Source organism: Amycolatopsis iheyensis, from assembly GCF_024703995.1.
In the GTDB taxonomy this organism is placed as follows: Bacteria; Actinomycetota; Actinomycetes; order Mycobacteriales; family Pseudonocardiaceae; genus Amycolatopsis; species Amycolatopsis iheyensis.
Window position 1 is genome coordinate 1 of the sequence record NZ_JAMXQV010000001.1, and the last position, 20,663, is coordinate 20,663.

Genomic DNA, 20,663 nt, shown 5'->3' on the forward strand with positions numbered 1-20,663 from the left:
CAAGATCAAGATAGGTCTGGCGCTCGTCGCCCAGCTTCCTCGGACCTTGAGGCGACCGGTCCCCGCGGATCTCGAACACTGCAACCCCTCAACAGCTCAGGTGTTGCAACCACCACTAGAACCCAAGGAGTGAGGAGGCCTTCGCGGAGAAACGTCAGGCGACCGAGATGGCCAGCTGGTGCAGGCCCGGACCCTCCGCCTTGACGGACGCTTCGCCGTTGCCGGTGCGGTGCAGCGCGCGCACCGTCCAGTCACCCGGCGCCGCGTAGAAGCGGAAGTCACCGTCGGCCGAGGAGACGACCTCGCCGGTGAAGTCGCCGCCGCCGTCCAGGAGCCGGACGAACGCGCCGCCGACCGGCCCGTCCGCGCCGGTCACCTTGCCGGCCAGGACGACCTGGCCCTTCGTGTCGTAGTCCGCCGGCGTGGCCTCCTGGACCGGTGCGCCGCAGCTGTCGTCAACCGCCATCACTTGGCTCCCAACTCGACCGGCACGCCGACCAGCGAGCCGTATTCCGTCCACGAACCGTCGTAGTTCTTCACGTCCTCGTGGCCGAGCAGCTCGTGCAGCGCGAACCACGCGATCGAGGAACGCTCACCGATGCGGCAGTAGGCGATGGTGCCCTTGCCCGCGTCGATGCCCTGCTCCTTGTAGAGCTCGTCGATCTCCGCCTCGGTCTTGAAGGTGCCGTCCTCGTTGGCGACCTTCGCCCACGGCACGTTCAGCGCGCCGGGGATGTGGCCGGGGACCTGGGACTGCTCCTGCGGCAGGTGCGCCGGGGCGAGCAGCTTGCCGGAGAACTCGTCCGGCGACCGCACGTCGACGAAGTTCTTCGCGCCGATGGACTGGACGACCTCGTCGCGGAACGCACGCAGCGAAAGGTCCTGGTCCTTGGCCTTGTACTGGGTGGCTTCGCGCTTGACCTCGTCGGAGTTCAGCTCACGGCCGTCGAGCTCCCACTTCTTGCGCCCGCCGTCGAGCAGCTGGACGTTCTCGTGGCCGTACAGCTTGAAGTACCAGTACGCGTAGGCGGCGAACCAGTTGTTGTTGCCGCCGTAGAGGATGACGCGGTCGTCGTTCGAGATGCCCTTCTCCGACAGGAGCTTCTCGAAGCCCTCCTTGGAGACGAAGTCGCGGCGCACCCCGTCCTGCAGGTCGTTCCGCCAGTCGAACTTCACCGCGCCCCGGATGTGGCCTCCGTCGTAGGCGGTGGTGTCCTCGTCGACCTCGGCGAACACGACGCCGGGGGTGTCCAGGTTCTCCTCGGCCCACTGGGTGGTGACCAGGACGTCTTCACGGCTCATGAGAACAGAACTCTCTTTCTGGGTTGGACTTCAGGACGACGCGCGGGCGGGGCTGAAGCGCTTGATGAGCAAGAACATTTCGCAGCCGAGGCAGAAGTCGAAGGCCGCGTTGAGGAAGGCCGCGAAGAGCGCGAACGCCGTCGCGACGACGCCGAGCGGGACGATGTCGAGCGCGAAGCCGACCGTCCCGACGAGCGCGAACACGAATCCGACGGCCTGCGCGAACCGCAGCGGTGCCGCGTCCTCACGCTCGTCGGTCGGGCCGAGGCGCGGGGCCACGAGCGCGCGGTAGACGATCGAGTACGGCGCGGGCTTGAGGCCGACGAACGCGCCGATCGCGAACACGACGGTCTGGATCGCCAGCAACGGCCACCACTGGGTGACCAGGACGACCGCGAGCACGATCGTGGTCAGGATGGCGGCGAACCGCGGGCCACGCGGGTCGACGGCCGGTCCGGCGGACATGGTTCCTCCAGCTGGAGCAGAGGGGGTGCGTGCGAACGGCACGCTTCAGCGGCTTCGGGGCTGGCTGGTTTCCGGGCGTGGTTCAGCGCCGGTCGGCGTGGGCGCGACACAGGCTGCTGCGGACGCGGCAGAGGTCGACTGCGCGTCGCTGCGTCAAGAAGGTGGTCAGCCCGGTCACGGGTGCGAGGGTACCCAGAGCTCCCTCAGAGTGGGAACCACGTTCATACCTTGGGACGATTCCCGGTAAGTGGAACATCGGCTGGTCAGCGCGTCCGAGTCGTGAGATGCGGGCGCAGCGCGTCCAGCAGTTCGGGGCCCTTCGGGACGCCGCTGACGCGCAGCAGCTCCCGGCCGTCGGTGGTCAGCGCGATCGTGGTCGGCGTCCGCAGCACGGACAGCGACTGCGCGACCTCGGGCTGGTTCGTCACGTCGAGCTCGACGTGGTGCAGGCCGTCGGTGCGCTCGGCCAGCGGCTCGAGCACGGCCTTCGCGTGCCGGCACGGCGCGCAGAAGGTGGTGGAGATCTGGACCAGCGTCACGGCGGACGCCGGGTCGAGCACGGCGGTGACGGGACCGGGCAGCTCACGGGCGGCGGGCCTGGCCTCGCGCACCCGGCCGTTGCGCGCCCGCAGCAGCAGGCCGACGGCCGAAGCCGCCACCAGCACCGCAACGAGCACCCACAGCCCCGTCACCGGCCGCTCCTTACCTGCTCAGCTCCGCGAAGGACACGTTCGTGGCCTCGCCCTTGATCGTCACCGATCCGCTCTGCGCCCGCACGCCGGTCGGGGTGACCGACAACGGCAGGTCCTTCGTGCTGATCGAGGCCTTGAAGTTCGGCAGCAGCGCGTTCTGCACTGCCTGGGGAACAACCGTCGTTTCCTGGTCATTCCCGAACTGCAGCCGCTTGGGGACGAAGTTGATCGTCCCGCCCTTCGGATCGGCCTCGATCATCGCGAAGCAGAAGATTTCCAGGTCCTTGCCCGCGAACGAAAGGTGTCCCGAAATGCGGACCCCGGTGCTGGACTCGTCCTGCTCGGCCTGGCCCTCGGTGGTCGTGGTGGTCGGCGTCGGCTCGCTCTGCCCGGAATCGCCGTTCTGCACGTAGTCGGAGGTCGACGGCTCGATCCGCAGGTCCTTGATCTTGTCCAGCGGCGAAAGGCGGGCCAGGTCGGCGGCCTTGATGGTGACCGAGCCGGTCAGCTTGCCGATGGTGATCGCCTTCGTGTTGCCGGAGGTGAGCTCCGACAGCGGCGCCGTGACGTCCTCGAGCTCGGCGTTGACCGCGACGTCCTGGAGCTTGTCCGCGACCGGCACGCCGGCAGCGGACACGCTGATGTGACTGTAGTCACCGCCGAGCGCCTGCGTGAGGAACGGGAAGCCGTGGATCGTCACCGACGGGTCGTCGGTCAGCTGCAGCTGCGTCCGGGCCTTCTGGGAGATCATGTGCTCGGCGTACGCGGCGGCCCCGAAATCGGCGCCGACCAGCAGCAACACCAGGACCACCAGTGCGATCACCCACCGGCGGGCGCGGCGGCCGCGGCGTCGCGCGTCCGGCCTCGGTGCGGGTCGGTCGTCCCGGGCCACGGGCCTGCTCACCATCGCGTCCGTACTCCTGTTCGTCGGGGACACCGGGGTTTGTCCAGGTGTGATCGATCCAGCAAGGGTTAGGTGCCCGCTCGTTCAGCCGCTATTCTCACTTAGCACCGACCAACGCCGACGTGCGGCGACGACTTTGGAGGCGGTGCGGCTCATGAGCCTGGACCTTCTGGTACTGACTGCGGAAGCCGACGCCACTTCGGTGCTTCCCGCGCTGGACCTGCTGCCGCACACCGTACGCGTCCGCGCTCCCGAGGTGACCGCCCTGCTCGACGCGGGCCACCGCGACGTCATCGTCCTCGACGCCCGCAGCGACCTGGCCTCGGCGAAGAGCCTCTGCCGGCTGCTCAAGGGCGCGGGTGAGGACGAGGCGTCCACCCCGATCATCGCGGTCGTCGGCGAGGGCGGGCTGGTCGCGGTCAGCGCCGAGTGGCGCACCGACGACATCCTCCTGCCCACCGCGGGCCCGGCCGAGGTCGACGCCCGGTTGCGGCTGGTCACCACGCGTGACGGCGGGTCCGCGCAGGTCGAGGCCGAGCTGCGGGTCGGCGAGCTGGTCATCGACGAGGCGACCTACACCGCGCGCCTGCGCAAGCGCACCCTCGAGCTCACCTACAAGGAGTTCGAGCTGCTCAAGTACCTCGCGCAGCACGCCGGCCGGGTGTTCACCCGCGCCCAGCTGCTGCAGGAAGTCTGGGGCTACGACTTCTTCGGCGGCACGCGCACGGTCGACGTGCACGTCCGGCGGCTGCGCGCCAAGCTCGGCCCGGAGCACGAGCAGATGATCGGCACCGTGCGCAACGTCGGCTACAAGTTCGAGCGGCCGGCCAAGGGCGGCGCGCGGCCCGTCGTGCCGGCTCAGCCCGAGGCGGCGGCCGAGACCCCCGAGCTCGCGCACTGACGTCCCCATAGTTCCCAGGACGCGGCGACAGCCGTCGCGTTGCCTCGCGCGCGGGTACGGTCACGGGGTGACCGGAGAGTGGCGGCAGGAACTGGACGACAAGCAGCTCGAGGACGTCCGCGGGCTGCTGCTGGCCGTGCGCGAGGCCGACGGCCGGCCCGAGGTCGAGCCCGCGGGGCCGCTGCCCGGCGAGTTCGACGGCGGTGAGCACCTCGTCGCGTGCGTCGAGGGCGAGGTCGTCGGCTACGCCCACCTCGACACCACCGGCGACTCCTTCGGGCACCAGGTCGCCGAGCTGTTCGTGCACCCGGGCCACCGCAACCGCGGGTACGGCGCGAAGCTGCTCCACGCGCTCGACGAGCGCGCCGCCGTCGGGTTCCGCGTCTGGGCCCACGGCGACCACCCGGCGGCGCTGAAGCTGGCCGTGCAGGCCGGCCTGGAGCGCAAGCGCGAGCTGCTCATCCTGCACACGAACGTCGAGGGTGCGGACTGGCCGGAGCCGCGGCTGCGTGACGGTGTCTCGCTGCGGACGTTCGTGCCGGGCCAGGACGAGGACGCCGTCGTCCGGGTCAACGCGCGGGCCTTCGACTGGCACCCCGAGCAGGGCGCGCTGACCGCCGACGACCTCCGCGCCGACGAGGCGCGTCCGTGGTTCGACGCCGACGGCTTCTTCCTCGCCGAAGAAGATGGTCAGGTGATCGGCTTCCACTGGACGAAGGTGCACGAGCCGACGCCGGGCCGGTTCGGCGGCGAACGCGTCGGCGAGGTCTACGTCGTCGGCGTCGACCCCGCGGCGCAGGGCGGCGGGCTCGGCCGGGCGCTGACGCTCGCCGGGCTGCGGCACCTCGCGGGCCGGGGGCTGCGGCAAGTCATCTTGTACGTCGAGGGCGACAACGCGCCGGCGCTCGCCGTCTACACGAAGCTCGGGTTCACCCGTCACGAGACCGACGTCCAGTACGGTCGGTGACCACCGTCGACGCCGTGCAAGCGGCTTGTCACGGAGGGCAAACACGCAGGTCACGGCCAGGACACGGCACCCTTTCGGGGTAGTAGCACTCCTCACATCAGGGGGCTTGTTCACTTTGCGTTCATTTATTCAGGGCCGACCGTCCACCACCACTGCCTAATGTCCGGTTCCGTTGCGGCACCACGCCGCGGCGACCCGGTCAAGCTCCTGATGGAGGAAACAGCAGTGAAGATCATGCGGCCCCTGAGCGCGGTGGGCATCGTCGCGAGCGCCGCCCTCGTGCTCGCCGCCTGTGGGTCCGACCCCGCGGCGTCCAACAGCAGCAGCTCGAACTCCGCTGCCGCACCGGCCGCGACCGGCACGGCCGACGTCGCCTGCGGCGGCAAGAGCCCGCTGTCCGCGGAAGGATCGTCGGCGCAGAAGAACGCGATCGACATCTTCACGCAGCAGTTCGGCAAGAAGTGCTCCGGCCAGCAGGTCAACTACAACCCGAGTGGTTCCGGCGCGGGCGTGAAGCAGTTCAACGCCAACCAGATCGACTTCGGTGGCTCGGACTCGCCGGTCACCGGCGCGGACCTCGAGGCGGCCAACAAGCGCTGCGCGAGCGACGCCTGGAACATCCCGATGGTCGTCGGCCCGGTGGCCGTCGCCTACAAGCTGTCCGGTGTGGACAAGCTGACGCTGACCCCGTCGGTCGTCGCCAAGATCTTCAGCGGCGGCATCACCAAGTGGAACGACCCGGCCATCAAGGCGGTCAAGGGCAACGAGAGCCTGAACCTGCCGGACAAGGCCATCCAGGTCGTCTCCCGCGCCGACGAGTCGGGCACCACCGACAACTTCCAGAAGTACCTGGGCGCGGCGGCGAAGGCCGACTGGACCAAGGGCGCCGGCAAGAAGTTCAACGGTGGCGTCGGCAACGGTGCGCAGGGCTCCAACGGTGTCGCGACCGCGGTGAAGGCCTCCGACGGCGGCATCACCTACGTCGAGGGCGCGTTCGCCAAGGACGGCCTCAACGCGGCGCTCATCGACAGCGGCTCCGGCGGTGTCGAGCTCAGCGCGGCGAACGTGGCGAAGTCCCTGGACGCGGCCAAGTTCCTCAAGGACGGCTCGAAGGACCTCGCGCTCGACCTGAACGCGATCTACGCCAGCAACACCCCGGGCGCCTACCCGCTGCTGCTGACGACCTACGAGATCGTCTGCTCGAAGTACGCGAACGCGGACGTCGCGAAGGCCGTCAAGGCGTTCCTGACGGTGGCGGCCACCGACGGTCAGCAGCCGCTGTCCTCGAAGGGCTACGTGCCGATCCCGCAGTCGCTGCAGACGAAGGTCCTGGACTCCGTCAAGGCGATCTCCTGAACGCCCGTTGCGACTGACACACGAGTGATAGAGGCTGGTCAGAAGTAGCTGATGAGCGAGTCATCCTCGACGCGAACGCCCACCGGCGACCCCGGTGGGCGTTCGTCGTCCGCCACGACGCCCCCGGAGGACCCGATTTCGGAGCAAGCAGCCCCGCCGGCGGCTCCCCAGCCGCCCGCGAGCGAGAAACCGAAGAAGGTGCGGCCCGGTGACCGCATCTTCCAGAACCTGACCACCGGGGCCGGGATCTTCGTCGTCGCCCTGATCGGCCTGATCGGGCTCTTCCTGCTCATCCAGGCCATCCCGGCGCTGCGGGCCAACAAGGTCAACTTCCTGACCAACCACGGCTGGTCGACCAACGACCCGGCGAACATGGCCTTCGGCATCCTCGACCTGCTCGAGGTCACGGTGGCGACGTCGCTCGTGGCGCTGGTCATCGCGATGCCGGTCTCGCTGGGGATCGCGCTGTTCCTCACCCAGTACGCGCCGGCCCGGCTCGCCCGGCCGTTCGCCTATGTCATCGACCTGCTCGCCGCGGTGCCGTCGATCATCTTCGGCCTCTGGGGCATCCTGGTCTTCGCGCCGGCGATCGAGCCGTTCTCGCAGTGGGTCAACGACACGTTCTCGTGGTTCCCGCTGCTGGCGCCCGGCAACGTCGCGCCGAGCGTCCGCGGCACGATCTTCACCGCCGGCATCGTGCTGGCCGTGATGATCCTGCCGATCATCACCTCGCTCTCGCGCGAGGTGTTCGAGCGCACGCCGACTCCGCACATCGAGGGCGCGCTGGCGCTCGGCGCCACGCGCTGGGAAGTCATCCGCACCACGGTGCTGCCGTTCGGCAAGGCGGGCTACGTCGGCGCGTCGATGCTCGGCCTCGGCCGCGCGCTCGGCGAGACGATCGCGCTCGCCGTCATCCTGCTGATCCCGCAGGGGCGCAACTTCGACTGGAGCCTCTTCGACGGCGGGTCGACGTTCGCTTCGAAGATCGCCGCGAACTACAGCGAGTTCAACAACGAAACCTCGGCGGGCGCGTATATCGCGGCCGGCCTGGTGCTGTTCGTGCTCACGTTCGTCGTCAACTTCGCCGCGCGGTCCATCATCGGCCAGAAGGGGGACTGAGCATGTCCACCTCCACGCTCGAAGCTCCGGCTTCGACCCCGGCGTTCCAGCAGGTGAGCCTGGGCCGCAAGGTCAAGAACGGGCTGGCGACCACGCTGGTCTGGCTGTCGTTCCTGGTCGCCGTCGTGCCGCTGGTCTGGGTGCTGTACACGGTGATCGCGTACGGCATCAAGCGCATCCCGTACAGCAACTGGTGGTCGCAGGACTTCGGCGACGTCCTGTCCGACGAGGTCGGCGGCGGCGTGCTGCACGCCATCATCGGCACCCTGCTGCAGGGCCTGGTGTGCGCGATCATCGCGGTGCCGATCGGCATGCTGGTCGCGATCTACCTCGTCGAGTACGGCCGCAACGGCAAGCTCGCCAAGGCGACCACGTTCATGGTGGACATCCTTTCCGGTGTCCCGTCGATCGTGGCCGCGCTGTTCATCTACGCGCTGTGGATCACCACGTTCGGCCTGCCGCGCAGCGGTTTCGCCGTGTCGCTGGCCCTGGTGCTGCTGATGATCCCGGTGGTCGTCCGGTCTTCGGAAGAGATGCTGCGGATCGTCCCGGACGACCTGCGCGAGGCGTCGTACGCGCTGGGCGTGCCGAAGTGGAAGACGATCATGAAGATCGTGCTCCCGACGGCGTTGTCCGGCATTGTCGGCGGCGTCATGATGGCGCTGGCGCGCGTAATGGGCGAGACGGCGCCGCTGCTGGTCCTGGTCGGCTACTCGGCCTACACCAACTGGGACATCTTCAGCGGCGAGCAGGCGGCGCTGCCGCTGCTGATGAACAACGAACGCGTCAGCAACCCGATGGACCCCGGCACGGTCGGCTTCGACCGGATTTGGGGCGCGGCACTGACCTTGGTGCTCATCATCGCGCTGATCAACCTCCTCGCCACCGTGTTCGCGCGCCTCGTCGCCCCGAAGAAGAAGTGAGCTAGTCATGGCCAAGCGAATCGACGTCAAGGACGTGGACATCTACTACGGCAAGTTCCACGCCGTGGACGGCGTCACCCTTTCGGTGCCGCCGCGCAACGTCACCGCGTTCATCGGCCCGTCGGGGTGTGGCAAGTCGACGGTGCTGCGGACGCTGAACCGGATGCACGAGGTCATCCCGGGCGCCCGCGTGGACGGCCAGGTGCTGCTGGACGGCGAGGACATCTACGCGTCGGCGGTCGACCCGGTGCAGGTGCGCCGCACGATCGGCATGGTGTTCCAGCGCCCCAACCCGTTCCCGACGATGTCCATCAAGGACAACGTGGTGGCGGGCCTGAAGCTGGGCGGCACCAAGGGCAAGAAGACCCTCGACGACATCGCCGAGCGCGCCCTGCGCGGCGCGAACCTGTGGAACGAGGTCAAGGACCGCCTCAACAAGCCGGGCGGCGGCCTGTCGGGTGGTCAGCAGCAGCGGCTCTGCATCGCCCGCGCGATCGCGGTCCAGCCGGACGTCCTGCTGATGGACGAGCCGTGCTCGGCCCTGGACCCGATTTCGACGCTGGCGATCGAGGACCTGATCGGCGAGCTGAAGAAGGACTACACGATCGTCATCGTCACGCACAACATGCAGCAGGCGGCGCGCGTGTCCGACCAGACGGCGTTCTTCAACCTGGCCGGGGTGGGCCAGCCGGGCCGGCTGGTGGAGCTCAACGACACGGAGAAGATCTTCTCCAACCCGGACGAGAAGGCCACGGAGGACTACATTTCCGGCCGCTTCGGCTGAGTTGTCGTTGGAGGGAAGGCCTTTCTCGCCCGTGCTCGGGGCAGGCGAGAAAGGCCTTTTCTTTTGTGTGGTTGTATTGTGCCGTGGCCACGAAATTCACCGCGCGGAACGCGTGCGCACCGCAGTGTCCGATAAGGACGGTGGTGTGTTTCGTTTGCAGCGGCCACGGAACCGTTGGGGCCGCCGGAAACCGGCTTCGAGTTCGTGCTCGACAGGCCGGCCATCGACCGCTGCGCTCGCGCGCGTCTTCGCCTGCGGACGCCCGCCCCGGCAGGCTCCGCCTCTGAGCCTCGCCAACGAAAAGTGCCCCCGGCCGCGCGCGGCCGGGGGCACTTCTTCGGGAAGACTCAGATGTCGTCGTCGGAGCCGTAGCCCGGCATCTTGCCGGTGACCACGAAGATCATCCGCTTGGCCACCGACACCGCGTGGTCGGCGTAGCGCTCGTAGAAGCGGCCCAGCAGCGTCACGTCGACCGCCGCGGCCACGCCGTGCGGCCACTCGCGGTCCATCAGGACCGTGAACAGGTGGCGGTGGATGTCGTCCACCTGGTCGTCGTCGGACTCGATCGTCTTCGCCGCTTCGACGTCCTTCGAATGGATCACGTGCTCGACCTGGCGGGCCAGCCGCACGCCGACCTCGCCCATCTCGGCGAAGTACGGCCGCACGGCCTCCGGCAGCACCGGCTCGGGGTGGCGGCGCCGCGCGGCCTTCGCCACGTGCAGCGCCAGGTCGCCCATCCGCTCCAGGCTCTCGGCGGCGTGGATCGCCGCCAGGACCGTGCGCAGATCGGTCGCCACGGGCGCCTGCAGGGCCAGCAGCGCGTACGCCTGCTCCTCGCACTGGGCGCGCGCGTCGTCGACCTTGGCGTCGTCGCTGATCACCTGTTCGGCGAGGCTGAGGTCGGCCTCCAGCAGTGCCCGGGTGGCGCGCTCCATGGCGTCGGCGACCTGGATCGACATGGCGCCCAGGTTGTCGGCGAGCTGTTCGAGTTCGACATGGTAAGCCTCACGCATGGCCCAACCCTACGGCCAACCGTGACCAAACACCGCATCGCCGGGTGAACCGCACGTGAACCCGGACTAACGATCCTCGCGGATCAGCCCCGGGTGCTGGTCTTCTTGCTGGTGGTGGTCGATTTCGACGTCGAGGTCTTCGACTTCGACGAGCTGGTCGGCGGAGCCTGCTCGCTCACCGGGATCGGCGCGTTCGGGTCGGGCAGTGGCGTGTTGTTGCGCAGCGCGTCGAAGAGCGCCTTCGTCTTGCTGCGGACGAGGACCTCGTTGCCGCGGCTGTTGGCGATGCCGACCGTCGGGACGGTGAGGAACGTGATCTTCGAGGAATCCAGGCCCTTCATCGACTGCGCCAGCGTCATCATCTGCTTGACGCCGAGGTTGTCGCCGAAGGTGGCCTTCGCGAACGCCGTGATGAAGTCGCTGAGCTTGCCGGGGTCGAGCACGACGTCCGACGACATGACCTTCTTCAGCAGCGCGCCGATGAACTCCTGCTGCCGCTTGATCCGGTCGTAGTCCGACTTCGCCACGTCGGCCTTGACGTGCCGCGCGCGCACGAAGTTCAGTGCTTGGTCGCCGGAGATCGTCACGTCACCGGTCTGCATCAGCACTTTGCCGAGGATCTCGTCGTCGATCGGGACGTCGGTGTGGACGGTGACCCCGTGCACGGCGTCGACCATTTCCTTGAAGCCGTTGAAGTCGATGCCGACGAAGTGGTTGATCCGCAGCCCGGTGATCTGCTGGATCACCTTGGTCACGCAGGGTGGGCCGCCCACCGCGTACGCGGTGTTGAGCTTGGCGATCTTCTGGCCCGGCGAGACCTGGTCGGTGGTCTTGTTCTGCGCCGGGTCCCAGCGCTGGCAGTCGGGCCGGTCGATCTCGAGGTCGCGCGGGAACGACGTGACGACGACCCGCTTCCGGTCGGCCGGGATGTGCGCCACCATCACGGTGTCGCTTCGCGCACCGGGGTTGCTGTCGGCGGTGCCGACGCCTTCTTCGTCGGTCGCGCCGTCACGGGTGTCGGAGCCGACCATCAGGAAGTTCTCGTCGTTGGCCTGCGCGTCGGCGTCCTGGATGTCGGAGGAGTTCTCGTCGAGCGCGGAGACCTGCGTGAACTTGGCGTCGAAGTAGGTCTGGGCGCCCCAGGCGCCTCCGATGCCGAGGAAGACGAGCCCGGCGACGACGGCCGCGGCGATCCGCCCGAACCGCGCCGAGCGGTCGATCTTCCGCTGTTTCTTTTCCTGCAACCGGGTCTGCGCGGAGTCTTCTTCGGCTTCGGGCGGCGGTGTCGTCGTGACGACCCGCTGGAGGGCGGTGCGGGTGCTCTCGATGAGCGAGGTGGGCGAGAGGCGTTCACGACGTTCCCGCCGCTTGGCTTCCTCGGCTTCCATCTCGTCGTGCGCGGCGGAGAACCGGGCGAGGGTGTGGTCGATCTTGCGCCGGTACTGGGTGGCCTCGTCGATCGCTTCCATCTCATCGGTCATGGTGAGCGGATCGAGAGCGGCCCGGGGTGGAACGGAGCCGGCGGCGGGCCGCAGCTGGGTGGGCGCGTCAGCGGCGCTTTGGGTGCTGTCGGTGTTGGCCCGCACGGAGGGGCCTTCGGCGGCTGCAGCGGCGCGGCGGCTGTCGGTGCCTTCGGCGGTTGCCGCAGGTCGGCGACCTGCGGGGCTGTCGGGGGTTGCTGCGGTCCGGCGGCTTGGGGGGCCGTCGGCGCCTTCGGCGGCCGCGCCGGGCCGGCGCGCGGCCGCTCCTTCGGGCGCAGCCGAGCCTCGGCGACGTGCGGGACCGCCCGCGGTAGGCCGGGCGGGTGCCGCCGCCTCGGCGGGAGCGGCCGCGGCCCGGCGGGGTGCGGGACCGTCCGGGGTGGGTCGCGAGGGCACGCCTGCCTCGGTGGGAGCAGCTGCGGCCCGGCGGGGTGCGGGGCCGTCCGGGGTGGGTCGCGAGGGCAGGCCTGCCTCGGTGGGAGCAGCCGCGGCCCGGCGGGGTGCGGGACCGTCCGAGGTGGGTCGCGAAGGCACGCCTGCCTCGGTGGGAGCAGCCGCAGCTCGGCGGGGTGCGGGGCCATCCGGCGCGGGCCGCCCGGGTACAGACCCCTCGGCGGCCGCGGTGCGGCGAGGGCCGGGGCTGTCCGGGGTCGCGCGGCGAGGCGCGGCGCCGTCAGCCGCACGGCGACCGGCCGGGCCGTCGGCGGCGCGACGGCCGGTCGAACCATCGGGTGCGGCGCGGCGAGGTGCGGGGCCGCCGCCGTCGGGGGCAGCGCTGTCGGGACTCGCCGCCGGGCGGCGGAGGGGGCGGGAGTCAGGGCCGCTGCGGCGGGCTGCGTGGCCATCTTGACCAGCCGCGATGTCAGAACGCCGGGCCGGGCCGCCCGCGCCATCAGCAGCGCGTCGGGCGGGGCCGTCGTGGCCGCCGGCGCTTTCGGCAGTGCGTCGGGCTGGGCTGTCGTGCGCGCCCGCGTTCTCCGCCGGGCGTCGAGCTGGGCCGTCGTGGCCGCCCGTGCTTTCGGCAGTGCGTCGAGCTGCGCCATCGTGCGCACCCTCGGCCGCGGGGCGGCGGGCCGGAGCGCCCTCACCCTGCGGCTCCACCGCCGGGCGGCGGCGCCGAGGCGGCTGGGCCGCCGCCGAGGTCTGCTGGGGGCCCGGGTTCGCCGCCGGGGGGCGGCGCTGCAGCGGTGCCTCCGGCTGGGGGGCCGCCGCCGTCGTGCGGCGGGGCTGGCGGGGGCGCGGGGGGCGCGATTGACGTGTCGCGTCCGTGGGTACTGGGCTATCGGCGGGGTGTGGCTCGGCCGCGTGCGGCCGGTGCGCCGGCGGCTCCGGCGATGGCGTCGGGCGCACACCCGTGGTCTTGGCGACGACGTCCGAGACGCTGATCCCGCCCTGGTCCTCCATCGACCGGCGTCTGCCGGTCCGGGGCCGCGCGGGACCGTCCGAACGGCGACCGGTTCCCGGGCTGTCGTGCTCGTCCGGCACTCGGTCTCCTTTCGCGCGATCGAAGGCGGGGGTCGTGACTTGGCCGTCTTCCCCCGCGAGAGGTGATCGTTCCCCCGGAGGTTTTCGTTATCGTACGGATACCCCCCGTTCGTGACGACACCCTCCCGGAATTTTCTTCACCTTGAGTCGACGAACGGCCGGTGGCCGTCGACAAACGGGTGACGGGTGCCCGCAGCTTTCCGGGTAATGGGGCGTTTACGTTACTCAGAGTGGGTTATTAACTGCGTGCTTTGCGCGTCGTGATAGGCGACTTTGTTCCGCCCCGCACGTTTCGCCGCGTAAAGCAAGCGGTCCGCGCTGCGCAGCTGGCGCTCCGGCGGCGCCGGCGCGTCCGCGCCCTCGTGCGCCAGCCCGGCGCTGATGGTCACGCGCAGCCCCGGCTGGAGTTCTGACCAGGGATGACGGGCGACGCGCAGCCGGGCGGCGTCGACGATCCGCACCGCGTGCCGCGCGTCGACGCCGGGCAGCCACAGCACGAACTCCTCGCCGCCGTAGCGGGCGCAGAAGCCGCCCGGGGGCAGCTCCTCCTGCAGGAGGTCGGCCACCCGGCGCAGAACGCGGTCGCCGACGAGGTGACCGTACGTGTCGTTGACGCGCTTGAAGCGGTCGAGATCGACCAGAGCGATCCCCAGTGGCCGGGCCGGCTGCCGGTCGAACGGTCCGTACAACCGCTCGTCGAGGTAACGGCGGTTGTAGCTCGACGTCAGCGCGTCACGCAGGCTGCCGTCGCGTGCGATGTCCAGCGCTGAGCGAAGGTGCTGGTAGGCGCGTCGCCAGTCGCCCTGGGTGGCGAACAGTGTCGCGACGGCCTCGTGGAGGTGGAGCAGGTCGGGGCTCCGGCGCAGCGCGCCTTCGTCCTCGGCGACCATGCCCACCTCCACCACCCCTTGGTTGTCGTCGCGGCAGCCGCCGCGCTTGAGGTGTCGGGGCCGGGCGAAGGCGAATTTCGCTCAACGGGACGATGATCGTTACTCTGCGAAGTTGAGCTGTCAGAGCCCGACGAACGGGTCGATGACCTTGAGCTGGGAATACTGGTCCTTGGCCCAGTAACTCACATCAGCCGTCCGGTCGTTCAGCAACTCCTGGTAGTCGGCCCAGGAGATCCAGCGCCAGCCGCCGACCTCGGCCGGGTTCGGCTCGGGGTCGGTGTCGGCCCAGGCGGCGAACACCGGGCAGAACTCGTTCTCGACGATCCCCTGGAACGGCGGCGTCCGGTAGCGATACTTCGGCAGCACGCAGTGCAGCTCGGACAGCGACGGCAGCCCGATCTCGTAGGCGGCGCGCCGCCGGACGGCGTCATCGAGGGACTCGCCGGGCGCGGGGTGGCCGCAGACGCTGTTGGTCCAGACCCCTGGCCAGACCTTCTTGTCGAGGGCGCGTTGCGTGATCAACAGGGCGTTGTCGCGGCGTCGCAGGACGTAGCAGGAGAAGGCCAGGTGCAACCGGGTGTGCTCGTGGTGGCTGGCCAGTTTCGGGCCGGTTTCGCCGGTGGGCACGCCGTCTTCGGTGACGAAGACGACCTGCTCGGTCTCGGGTTCGGTCGCGGTATCCACGAGCCCCAGTGAACACGACGGACCGGCGCGCCCCGTACCGCGAGGCGGGTGGGTTACCGGCCCGCCGCCCGCCCGGGTGACGGGCCGCTACCGCGCGTCGAGGTGCTCGACGATCAGCGAGGTGACGGCTTCCGGCGCCTCTTCGGGCACCCAGTGCGTGACGTCTTCGAGCATTTCGAACCGGTAGGGCGCGGTGACCCAGTTCGCGGTGTCGAGCGCGGCCGTCGAGCCGAACGAGACGTCCTCGGTGCTCCAGATGTACAGCGTCGGCACGGAGATCTTGCCGATCTTCCCGCCCGGCCGGCCGGCGCGGTACCAGTTGAGGGCGGCGGTGAGCGCGCCCGGCTCGGACAACCGCTGCACGTAGTCGTCCACCTTGCTGGGTGACACGCGCCGCTCGAACATGTCACGCAGCGCACGGCCGTCGTTCTCGAGCATCCGGCGCTCGGTGACGCGGGTCTGCCGCCACTCGGTCATGTAGCGGGTGCGCAGGTGCTGGTCTTCGTCGGTCTTCATGGCGGCGGAGAGCGCGCCGGGGTGCGGAGTCGAAACGACGGAGAGGCTGCGCAGCCGCTCGGGGTGCGCGTCGGCGGTCCACCAGGCGACGGCGCCGCCCCAGTCGTGCCCGACGAGGTCGAACCGCGACCAGCCCAGCTTCTCGGTGATGGCCACGACGTCCCCGACGAGGTGATCGATGGAGTATTCGGTGGCCTGTTCAGGCCGCACATCGGGCGAGTACCCCCGCTGATCGGGCGCGACGGCCCGGTACCCGAGCACCCCGAGCGTGGCAACCTGGTGCTCCCACTCGACGGCGGCTTCGGGAAAGCCGTGCAGCAACAGCACGGGCCGCCCGTCATCGGGCCCGGCGGCGATGGCGTCGAAGGATCCGGCCTCGGTGGGGATGCTGATGTGGTCGATCACGAGCCCGAATCTACTTCGCGTGGTTGAACGGCGAGTGGCCGGTCAAAGCCGCTCGTGCTGCCCCGCCCAGCGGTTTGCCGCCGACGGGCTCGAGGAAGTTGGCGAGGACCCGCAGGCCGAAGCGCCCGGCGAGCGGACGCAGGTCGAGTGGGCCGGCTCGGAGCAGGTAGCGGTGCCGGAGGGCGGTCGCCCAGTCACACCTCACTGAGTCGGGCTAGCCGAGCACCTCCTCTGTTGTGGTTACTTCCACCAGGGGGCTGTACAGGCGCAGGATGTCCAACGCCTTTGCGTGACTCTCGTCGTCGACGCCTGCGCAGGCGTCGGCTACCACCGTTACGGCTACTCCCGCGTCTGCTGCCGCCAAGGCTGTTGAGAGGACGCAGCAGTCCGTTGAGACGCCTGCCAGCACCAGGCGTGCGCCGCCCACTCGGGTTGCCATTCGGGGGGTCCACTTGCCGAATGTTGTTGCGTCCACTGTGGATGCTGGGGTGAACGCGTCTACCACCTGGTACAGCGGGGCGTCCGGGGGCTGGAGTGCGAACGGCCACTGCTTGTAGTACTGCTTCCACGCTCCTTCCGGCTGCGTGGGCGCGATGAACCGGGTGAACACGACGTCTTCGCCGAACGCCGTCACCAGTCGGTGGATTGGGGGCAGCGCCTCGGCGAAGCGCGGGGTGAACCAGTCGCTGGCCGGGTCGGCGAAGACGTTCTGTAGGTCGATGGCCGCCAAGACTGACTTCATGCCGCCTCCTGGGCGTGGACGCGTTGGCGGGTCGACAAAGTGACCACGAACCCGAGTGCCAGCGCCAGCAGCACGCCGAGGTTTGCGAAGGCCCATGCGCCGTCTCGGCCGCCCAGGCCGAATGGTTCGAGGAGGTATCCCTGCCACTGCAGCCACTCTGCAGACGTGTTCGTGACCAGGCCCCAGCCGAGCGCGGTTGCCACCAGCACCAGTGCGATCGGTCCGATGCGGATGTCGCCGTAGCGGCCCGCCGGGTCGAACAGCTCTTGCTCGGCGTAGTCGCGGCGTCGCAGTAGGACGTCCGCTAGCATCACGCCGCACCAGGCTGCTACCGGTACGCCCAGCGTGACGAGGAATCCCTGGAACTGGCCGAGGAACTCGCCGCCGAAGAACACTATGTAGATCGTGCCCAGGATCATGATCACGCCGTCGACTAGCGCCGCGGCCGGGCGGGGGATGCGCAAGCCGGCCGAGAGCAGCGCCAGCCCCGACGAGTAGATGTCCAGCACCGCGCCGCCGACCAGGCCGAGCACCGCCACGATCGCGAACGGCACCAGGAACCACAGCGGCAGCAACGTCGTCAGCGCGCCGATCGGGTCGGCCGCGATTGCCTTGTTCAGGTCGGGTGAGGACCCGGCCAGCAGCAACCCGAACACCAGCAGCACCAGGGGCGCCACCGAGGCGCCGAACGTCGTCCAGCCGACCACGCCCCGGCTCGACGACGAGCGTGGCAGGTAGCGCGAGTAGTCCGCCGCCGCGTTGACCCAGCCGAGGCCGAAGCCGGTCATCAGGAACACCAGCGCGCCCACCCACTGCTGCGCCGAGCCGGCCGGCTGCGCGCTCACCGCGCTCCAGTGCACGTCACCGACCACGAGGATCACGTAGACGACCGTGAGCACGCCGGTGATCCAGGTGATCCACGTCTGCAGCTTCATGATCGCGTCGAAGCCGAGCACGCCGGCGGCGACCGTCAGCGCCGCGACCACGACCAGCGCGATCACCTTCGTCGCCGTTCCGCCGCCCCAGCCGAGGCGTTCGAAGACGGTCGCCGTCGCCAGGGTGGCCAGCGCCGTGAGCACCGTTTCCCAGCCGACCGTGAGCAGCCACGAGATCGCCGACGGCAGCCGGTTGCCCCGGACACCGAAGGCCGCGCGGGACAGCAGCATCGTCGGCGCCGAGCCGCGTTTGCCGGCGATCGCGATGAACCCGCAGAGCAGGAACGAGAACAGGATGCCGACGACGCCGGCGACCAGCGCCTGCCAGAACGAGATGCCGAAGCCGAGGGTGAACGAGCCGTAGCTCAGCCCCAGCACCGACACGTTCGCGCCGAACCATGGCCAGAACAGCTGCCGCGGCCGGCCCCGGCGCTCGGCGTCGTCGATGACGTCGAGCCCGTTGGTCTCCACCTTGAGCCTGCGGGTGCCTGGTTCGGTCGAGCTGGTCATGTCGGTCATGGCCCGTCCCTGGTCAGTAGGCGGTCGATCGCGTCGCGGCCCGGCGCGGTGGCCGGCCCACGACGGGTCACGGAGAGCGCGGCCGCCGCGTTGGCGCGCACGGCGGCGTCGAGGAGGGTACTGCCGCGCAACAGCTCCGCGGCCAGTACGCCGCAGTGTGTGTCGCCCGCGCCGTTGGTGTCCACCACCTCGACCGGGAAGCCCGGGACGTCGGTGGTGTGGCCGTGGTCGTGGACATGGCAGCCCTTCGCGCCGTCACGGACGACGGCGACCGGGGGCAGCTCGCCGAGCACCTCGGCTTCGCGCGCGTTGCAGCTCAGAATGTCTATTGTGGACAGTACGTCATGGAGGTCTCCAGGGTTGATGTCGGTGACGAGCGGGCCGGGATCGAAGAGGATCCGAGGGCCGGGAAACCGGGGCAGCCATTCGAGAAGCGCCTCGCGGTTGGTCTTATGCAACAAACTGTAGCCGGTCACGTACACGACGTCGTCATCCTTTGGGACGACATGGTCGAGCACCGCGGGCCGCAACCGTCCTTCGGCGCCCGTGCCGGTCGCGAAGGTGCGTTCACCGGTCGCGTCGACCAGCGCGACGACGACCCCGGTGTCCAGCCCCGACGTCGGTTCGTGCGCCAGTTCGATGCCCTCGTCCGCCAGCGCCGAACGGGCGAGATCGCCGAACCCGCCGGTGCCGTGGCTGCCGGCGTAGAGCACACGCGCGCCGGACCGCGCGGCCGCGGCCATCACGTTGAAACCGCCGCCGGGCAACAGGTTCGTCGACGACGCCAGGACGTCACCGCCCGGGCGGGGCAGGGCCGGCACCGCCATGACCAGGTCGACGACGACCTGCCCGGTGTGCACCAGCCGCCCGGTCATGGCCGGCGCAGCTCGAGCAGTGCGTCGACCAGCGGGCCGAGATCGAGGCCGTTCACGGTGAGCACGGTGTCGACGACGTCGGCGCGGAAGGCCCCGACGCCGTGCGTGGCGCCGAGCATCGCCCCGCAGATCGCCGCGACCGTGTCGGTGTCGCCGCCAAGCCCGGCGGCCAGGCGCAACGCCGCGGGCGGGTCGTCGCCCACGGCCTCGGCCAGCGCGAACGCGGCCACGACGGACTCCTGCGACGCGACCGAAGTGCCGATCACCCGGGCGACCGCGTCGGCGACGGCGGCCGGCGCCATGCCCCGCACCCAGCCGCGGGCCCAGCGGATCCGCGCGGCGATCTCCCCGCCGGCCGCCCAGTGCCCGCGTTCCCCGCCGACGACGGCGGCGCGCTCGCCCGCGTCGAGGGCTTCCGCGCGGCTCGCGCCGTCGACCCCGGCGGAGACGACGGCCGCGACCGCGGCGGCGGACGCGATGCCGAGGCTGGTGTTGTGCGTGACCCGCGCGGTCGCGGCGACGGCGTCGACCAGCGTGTGGAGGTCTTCGGCCGGGGTCGCGATGCCGACCGGCGTGACACGCATGGCGGCGCCGTTGGTGGTGCCGGCGCGGCCGGCCTCATCGGCCGGGACACCGTCCTGGAGCCGGGAAAGCGCGCGTTTCGTCGACGGCCCGAGCAGGTCGGCGGAGCCGCGGCGGACCATGTCCGCCTCCCACGCGAGCAGGGCCTCGGCGAAGGCGTGCGGGTCGACGGTGCCGCGGCCGTCGATGAGCAGCCGGGCCAGCAGGAGCGCCTGCTCGGTGTCGTCGGTGATCGACCCGGCTGGCATCGAAGGCGCGACCGGCTGCTCGGCGACGGCGGTGAGCAGGCCGGTGACCGGCCCGTAGGCGGCGGCGATCGCGGCGCGGGACATGGACTGCGTCGGCATGCCGAGTGCGTCGCCGACGGCGAGCCCGGTGAACGCGCCGAGCGCCCGGTCCCGCGCGTTCACCGGTGTCCGAAGGTGAGGTGGAACTGGAAGCGGTCCGGGTCGAGCAGGCTCACGACGCGCTCCACGAGCCGGCCTTCGGCGTCGACGGAGGTGCGTTCGGCGCGGAGGAAGAGCTCGCCGATCGAACGGCCGAGGAGCTCCGCGGCGCAGACGTCGAGGCGTTCGGTGCTGATCCACTGGTCGCCACCGGTGGAGATCCGGCCGGCGGCTTCGAGGGTCTTGGTCAGGGAGCCGTCGCGCAGGCCCGTTTCGGGGAGGTCGGCGAGCAGCCCGACGGCGGGCACGGTGGCGGTTTCGAGCGAGACGCCGCGCTCGTGCTCCCGCCGCAGCCGCCGGACGGCGACGTAGGCCGGCTCGCCGAACTCCTCTTCGAGGGCGCGGTCTTCGACCGTCTCGATGCCGATGAGCTCGGTGGTGACGGGCGCGCCGGCGTCGGCGAAGGCGCGGGCCCAGCCGATCCGCTGGTCGAGCTGGACGCCGTCGAAGGTGACGAACGAGCCGACACCGGCCTGGGTGGAGATGAGCTCGAGCTGCTGGAGTTCGGACAACGCGCTGCGGACGGTGCCGCGGCTGACCTGGTAGCGCAGGGCGAGCTGGTTCTCGCCGGGGAGCCGTTCGCCGTGGGCGAGCCGCCCGGACCGGATCAGGTCGGTGAGGTCGCCGACCAGCTGCTGCCGCTTGCTGTACATGTACACACCTGTACACCCTGGGGT

General features: G+C 70.2%; 22 protein-coding genes. 6 read left to right on the forward strand and 16 right to left on the reverse strand.

The annotated features are described in order from the left end of the window. Positions 1-154 precede the first annotated feature (154 nt). The 5 genes from M8542_RS00005 to M8542_RS00025 form a co-directional block, all read right to left on the reverse strand. Positions 155-466, reverse strand: a complete 312-nt coding sequence (locus tag M8542_RS00005; protein WP_257917853.1) for a DUF1416 domain-containing protein — start codon at positions 464-466, stop codon at positions 155-157. Then, complete coding sequence (locus M8542_RS00010) at positions 466-1,302, reverse strand: sulfurtransferase (protein ID WP_257917854.1); 837 nt, start codon at positions 1,300-1,302, stop codon at positions 466-468. The genes M8542_RS00005 and M8542_RS00010 overlap by 1 nt, the downstream gene beginning before the upstream one ends. 30 nt (positions 1,303-1,332) lie before the next feature. Next, positions 1,333-1,767: a DUF4395 domain-containing protein gene (locus M8542_RS00015; RefSeq protein WP_257917855.1), complete on the reverse strand. Its 435-nt coding sequence runs from the start codon at positions 1,765-1,767 to the stop codon at positions 1,333-1,335. Between the two features lie 263 nt (positions 1,768-2,030). After that, on the reverse strand, positions 2,031-2,459 hold the full coding sequence (locus M8542_RS00020; protein WP_257917856.1) for a thioredoxin family protein: 429 nt from the start codon (positions 2,457-2,459) through the stop codon (positions 2,031-2,033). Between the two features lie 10 nt (positions 2,460-2,469). Beyond that, a complete protein-coding gene (locus tag M8542_RS00025) occupies positions 2,470-3,366 on the reverse strand; it encodes an LmeA family phospholipid-binding protein (protein ID WP_257917857.1) in 897 nt (298 codons plus the stop codon). A 151-nt stretch (positions 3,367-3,517) separates the two neighbouring features. Between M8542_RS00025 and M8542_RS00030 the strand changes: the two genes are divergently transcribed. From M8542_RS00030 to pstB, 6 genes are all read left to right on the forward strand, one after another. Next, complete coding sequence (locus M8542_RS00030) at positions 3,518-4,264, forward strand: winged helix-turn-helix transcriptional regulator (RefSeq protein WP_257917858.1); 747 nt, start codon at positions 3,518-3,520, stop codon at positions 4,262-4,264. 67 nt (positions 4,265-4,331) lie between these two features. Then, on the forward strand, positions 4,332-5,231 hold the full coding sequence (gene mshD / locus M8542_RS00035; protein ID WP_257917859.1) for a mycothiol synthase: 900 nt from the start codon (positions 4,332-4,334) through the stop codon (positions 5,229-5,231). A gap of 225 nt (positions 5,232-5,456) precedes the next feature. Beyond that, positions 5,457-6,587 (forward strand): phosphate ABC transporter substrate-binding protein PstS, encoded by a 1,131-nt coding sequence (gene pstS / locus M8542_RS00040; protein WP_257917860.1) that lies wholly within the window; start codon positions 5,457-5,459, stop codon positions 6,585-6,587. A gap of 198 nt (positions 6,588-6,785) precedes the next feature. Next, positions 6,786-7,706, forward strand: a complete 921-nt coding sequence (gene pstC / locus M8542_RS00045) for a phosphate ABC transporter permease subunit PstC (protein WP_257918545.1) — start codon at positions 6,786-6,788, stop codon at positions 7,704-7,706. Between the two features lie 2 nt (positions 7,707-7,708). After that, complete coding sequence (gene pstA / locus M8542_RS00050) at positions 7,709-8,629, forward strand: phosphate ABC transporter permease PstA (RefSeq protein WP_257917861.1); 921 nt, start codon at positions 7,709-7,711, stop codon at positions 8,627-8,629. Between the two features lie 7 nt (positions 8,630-8,636). Next, positions 8,637-9,413 carry a phosphate ABC transporter ATP-binding protein PstB gene (gene pstB, locus M8542_RS00055; protein ID WP_086862623.1) on the forward strand — a complete coding sequence of 259 codons (777 nt, stop codon included), beginning with the start codon at positions 8,637-8,639 and terminating at the stop codon, positions 9,411-9,413. 347 nt (positions 9,414-9,760) lie between these two features. On the opposite strand, the gene phoU is transcribed toward pstB, so the two are convergent. The 11 genes from phoU to M8542_RS00110 all read right to left on the reverse strand — a co-directional run bounded on the left by phoU (position 9,761) and on the right by M8542_RS00110 (position 20,639). After that, a complete protein-coding gene (phoU, locus tag M8542_RS00060; RefSeq protein WP_257917862.1) occupies positions 9,761-10,426 on the reverse strand; it encodes a phosphate signaling complex protein PhoU in 666 nt (221 codons plus the stop codon). Between the two features lie 83 nt (positions 10,427-10,509). Next, a complete protein-coding gene (locus M8542_RS00065; RefSeq protein ID WP_257917863.1) occupies positions 10,510-11,907 on the reverse strand; it encodes an LCP family protein in 1,398 nt (465 codons plus the stop codon). Positions 11,908-13,613: 1,706 nt separating this feature from the next. Next, positions 13,614-14,282: a GGDEF domain-containing protein gene (locus M8542_RS00070; RefSeq protein WP_257917864.1), complete on the reverse strand. Its 669-nt coding sequence runs from the start codon at positions 14,280-14,282 to the stop codon at positions 13,614-13,616. 120 nt (positions 14,283-14,402) lie between these two features. Beyond that, on the reverse strand, positions 14,403-14,966 hold the full coding sequence (idi, locus tag M8542_RS00075; protein ID WP_257917865.1) for an isopentenyl-diphosphate Delta-isomerase: 564 nt from the start codon (positions 14,964-14,966) through the stop codon (positions 14,403-14,405). An 87-nt stretch (positions 14,967-15,053) separates the two neighbouring features. Then, entirely contained in the window at positions 15,054-15,887 is an 834-nt protein-coding gene (locus M8542_RS00080) for an alpha/beta fold hydrolase (RefSeq protein WP_257917866.1), read from the reverse strand. Positions 15,888-15,897: 10 nt separating this feature from the next. Next, positions 15,898-16,092 carry a hypothetical protein gene (locus tag M8542_RS00085; RefSeq protein WP_257917867.1) on the reverse strand — a complete coding sequence of 65 codons (195 nt, stop codon included), beginning with the start codon at positions 16,090-16,092 and terminating at the stop codon, positions 15,898-15,900. Positions 16,093-16,101: 9 nt separating this feature from the next. Then, positions 16,102-16,629 carry a cysteine hydrolase family protein gene (locus tag M8542_RS00090; RefSeq protein WP_257917868.1) on the reverse strand — a complete coding sequence of 176 codons (528 nt, stop codon included), beginning with the start codon at positions 16,627-16,629 and terminating at the stop codon, positions 16,102-16,104. Continuing rightward, entirely contained in the window at positions 16,626-18,083 is a 1,458-nt protein-coding gene (locus M8542_RS00095) for a purine-cytosine permease family protein (protein WP_257917869.1), read from the reverse strand. Before M8542_RS00095 ends, M8542_RS00090 begins: the two co-directional genes overlap by 4 nt. Continuing rightward, a complete protein-coding gene (locus M8542_RS00100) occupies positions 18,080-18,958 on the reverse strand; it encodes a PfkB family carbohydrate kinase (protein WP_257917870.1) in 879 nt (292 codons plus the stop codon). The genes M8542_RS00095 and M8542_RS00100 overlap by 4 nt, the downstream gene beginning before the upstream one ends. Continuing rightward, on the reverse strand, positions 18,955-19,950 hold the full coding sequence (locus M8542_RS00105) for an ADP-ribosylglycohydrolase family protein (RefSeq protein ID WP_257917871.1): 996 nt from the start codon (positions 19,948-19,950) through the stop codon (positions 18,955-18,957). The genes M8542_RS00100 and M8542_RS00105 overlap by 4 nt, the downstream gene beginning before the upstream one ends. Continuing rightward, on the reverse strand, positions 19,947-20,639 hold the full coding sequence (locus tag M8542_RS00110; RefSeq protein WP_257917872.1) for a GntR family transcriptional regulator: 693 nt from the start codon (positions 20,637-20,639) through the stop codon (positions 19,947-19,949). Before M8542_RS00110 ends, M8542_RS00105 begins: the two co-directional genes overlap by 4 nt. Positions 20,640-20,663: the final 24 nt, after the last annotated feature.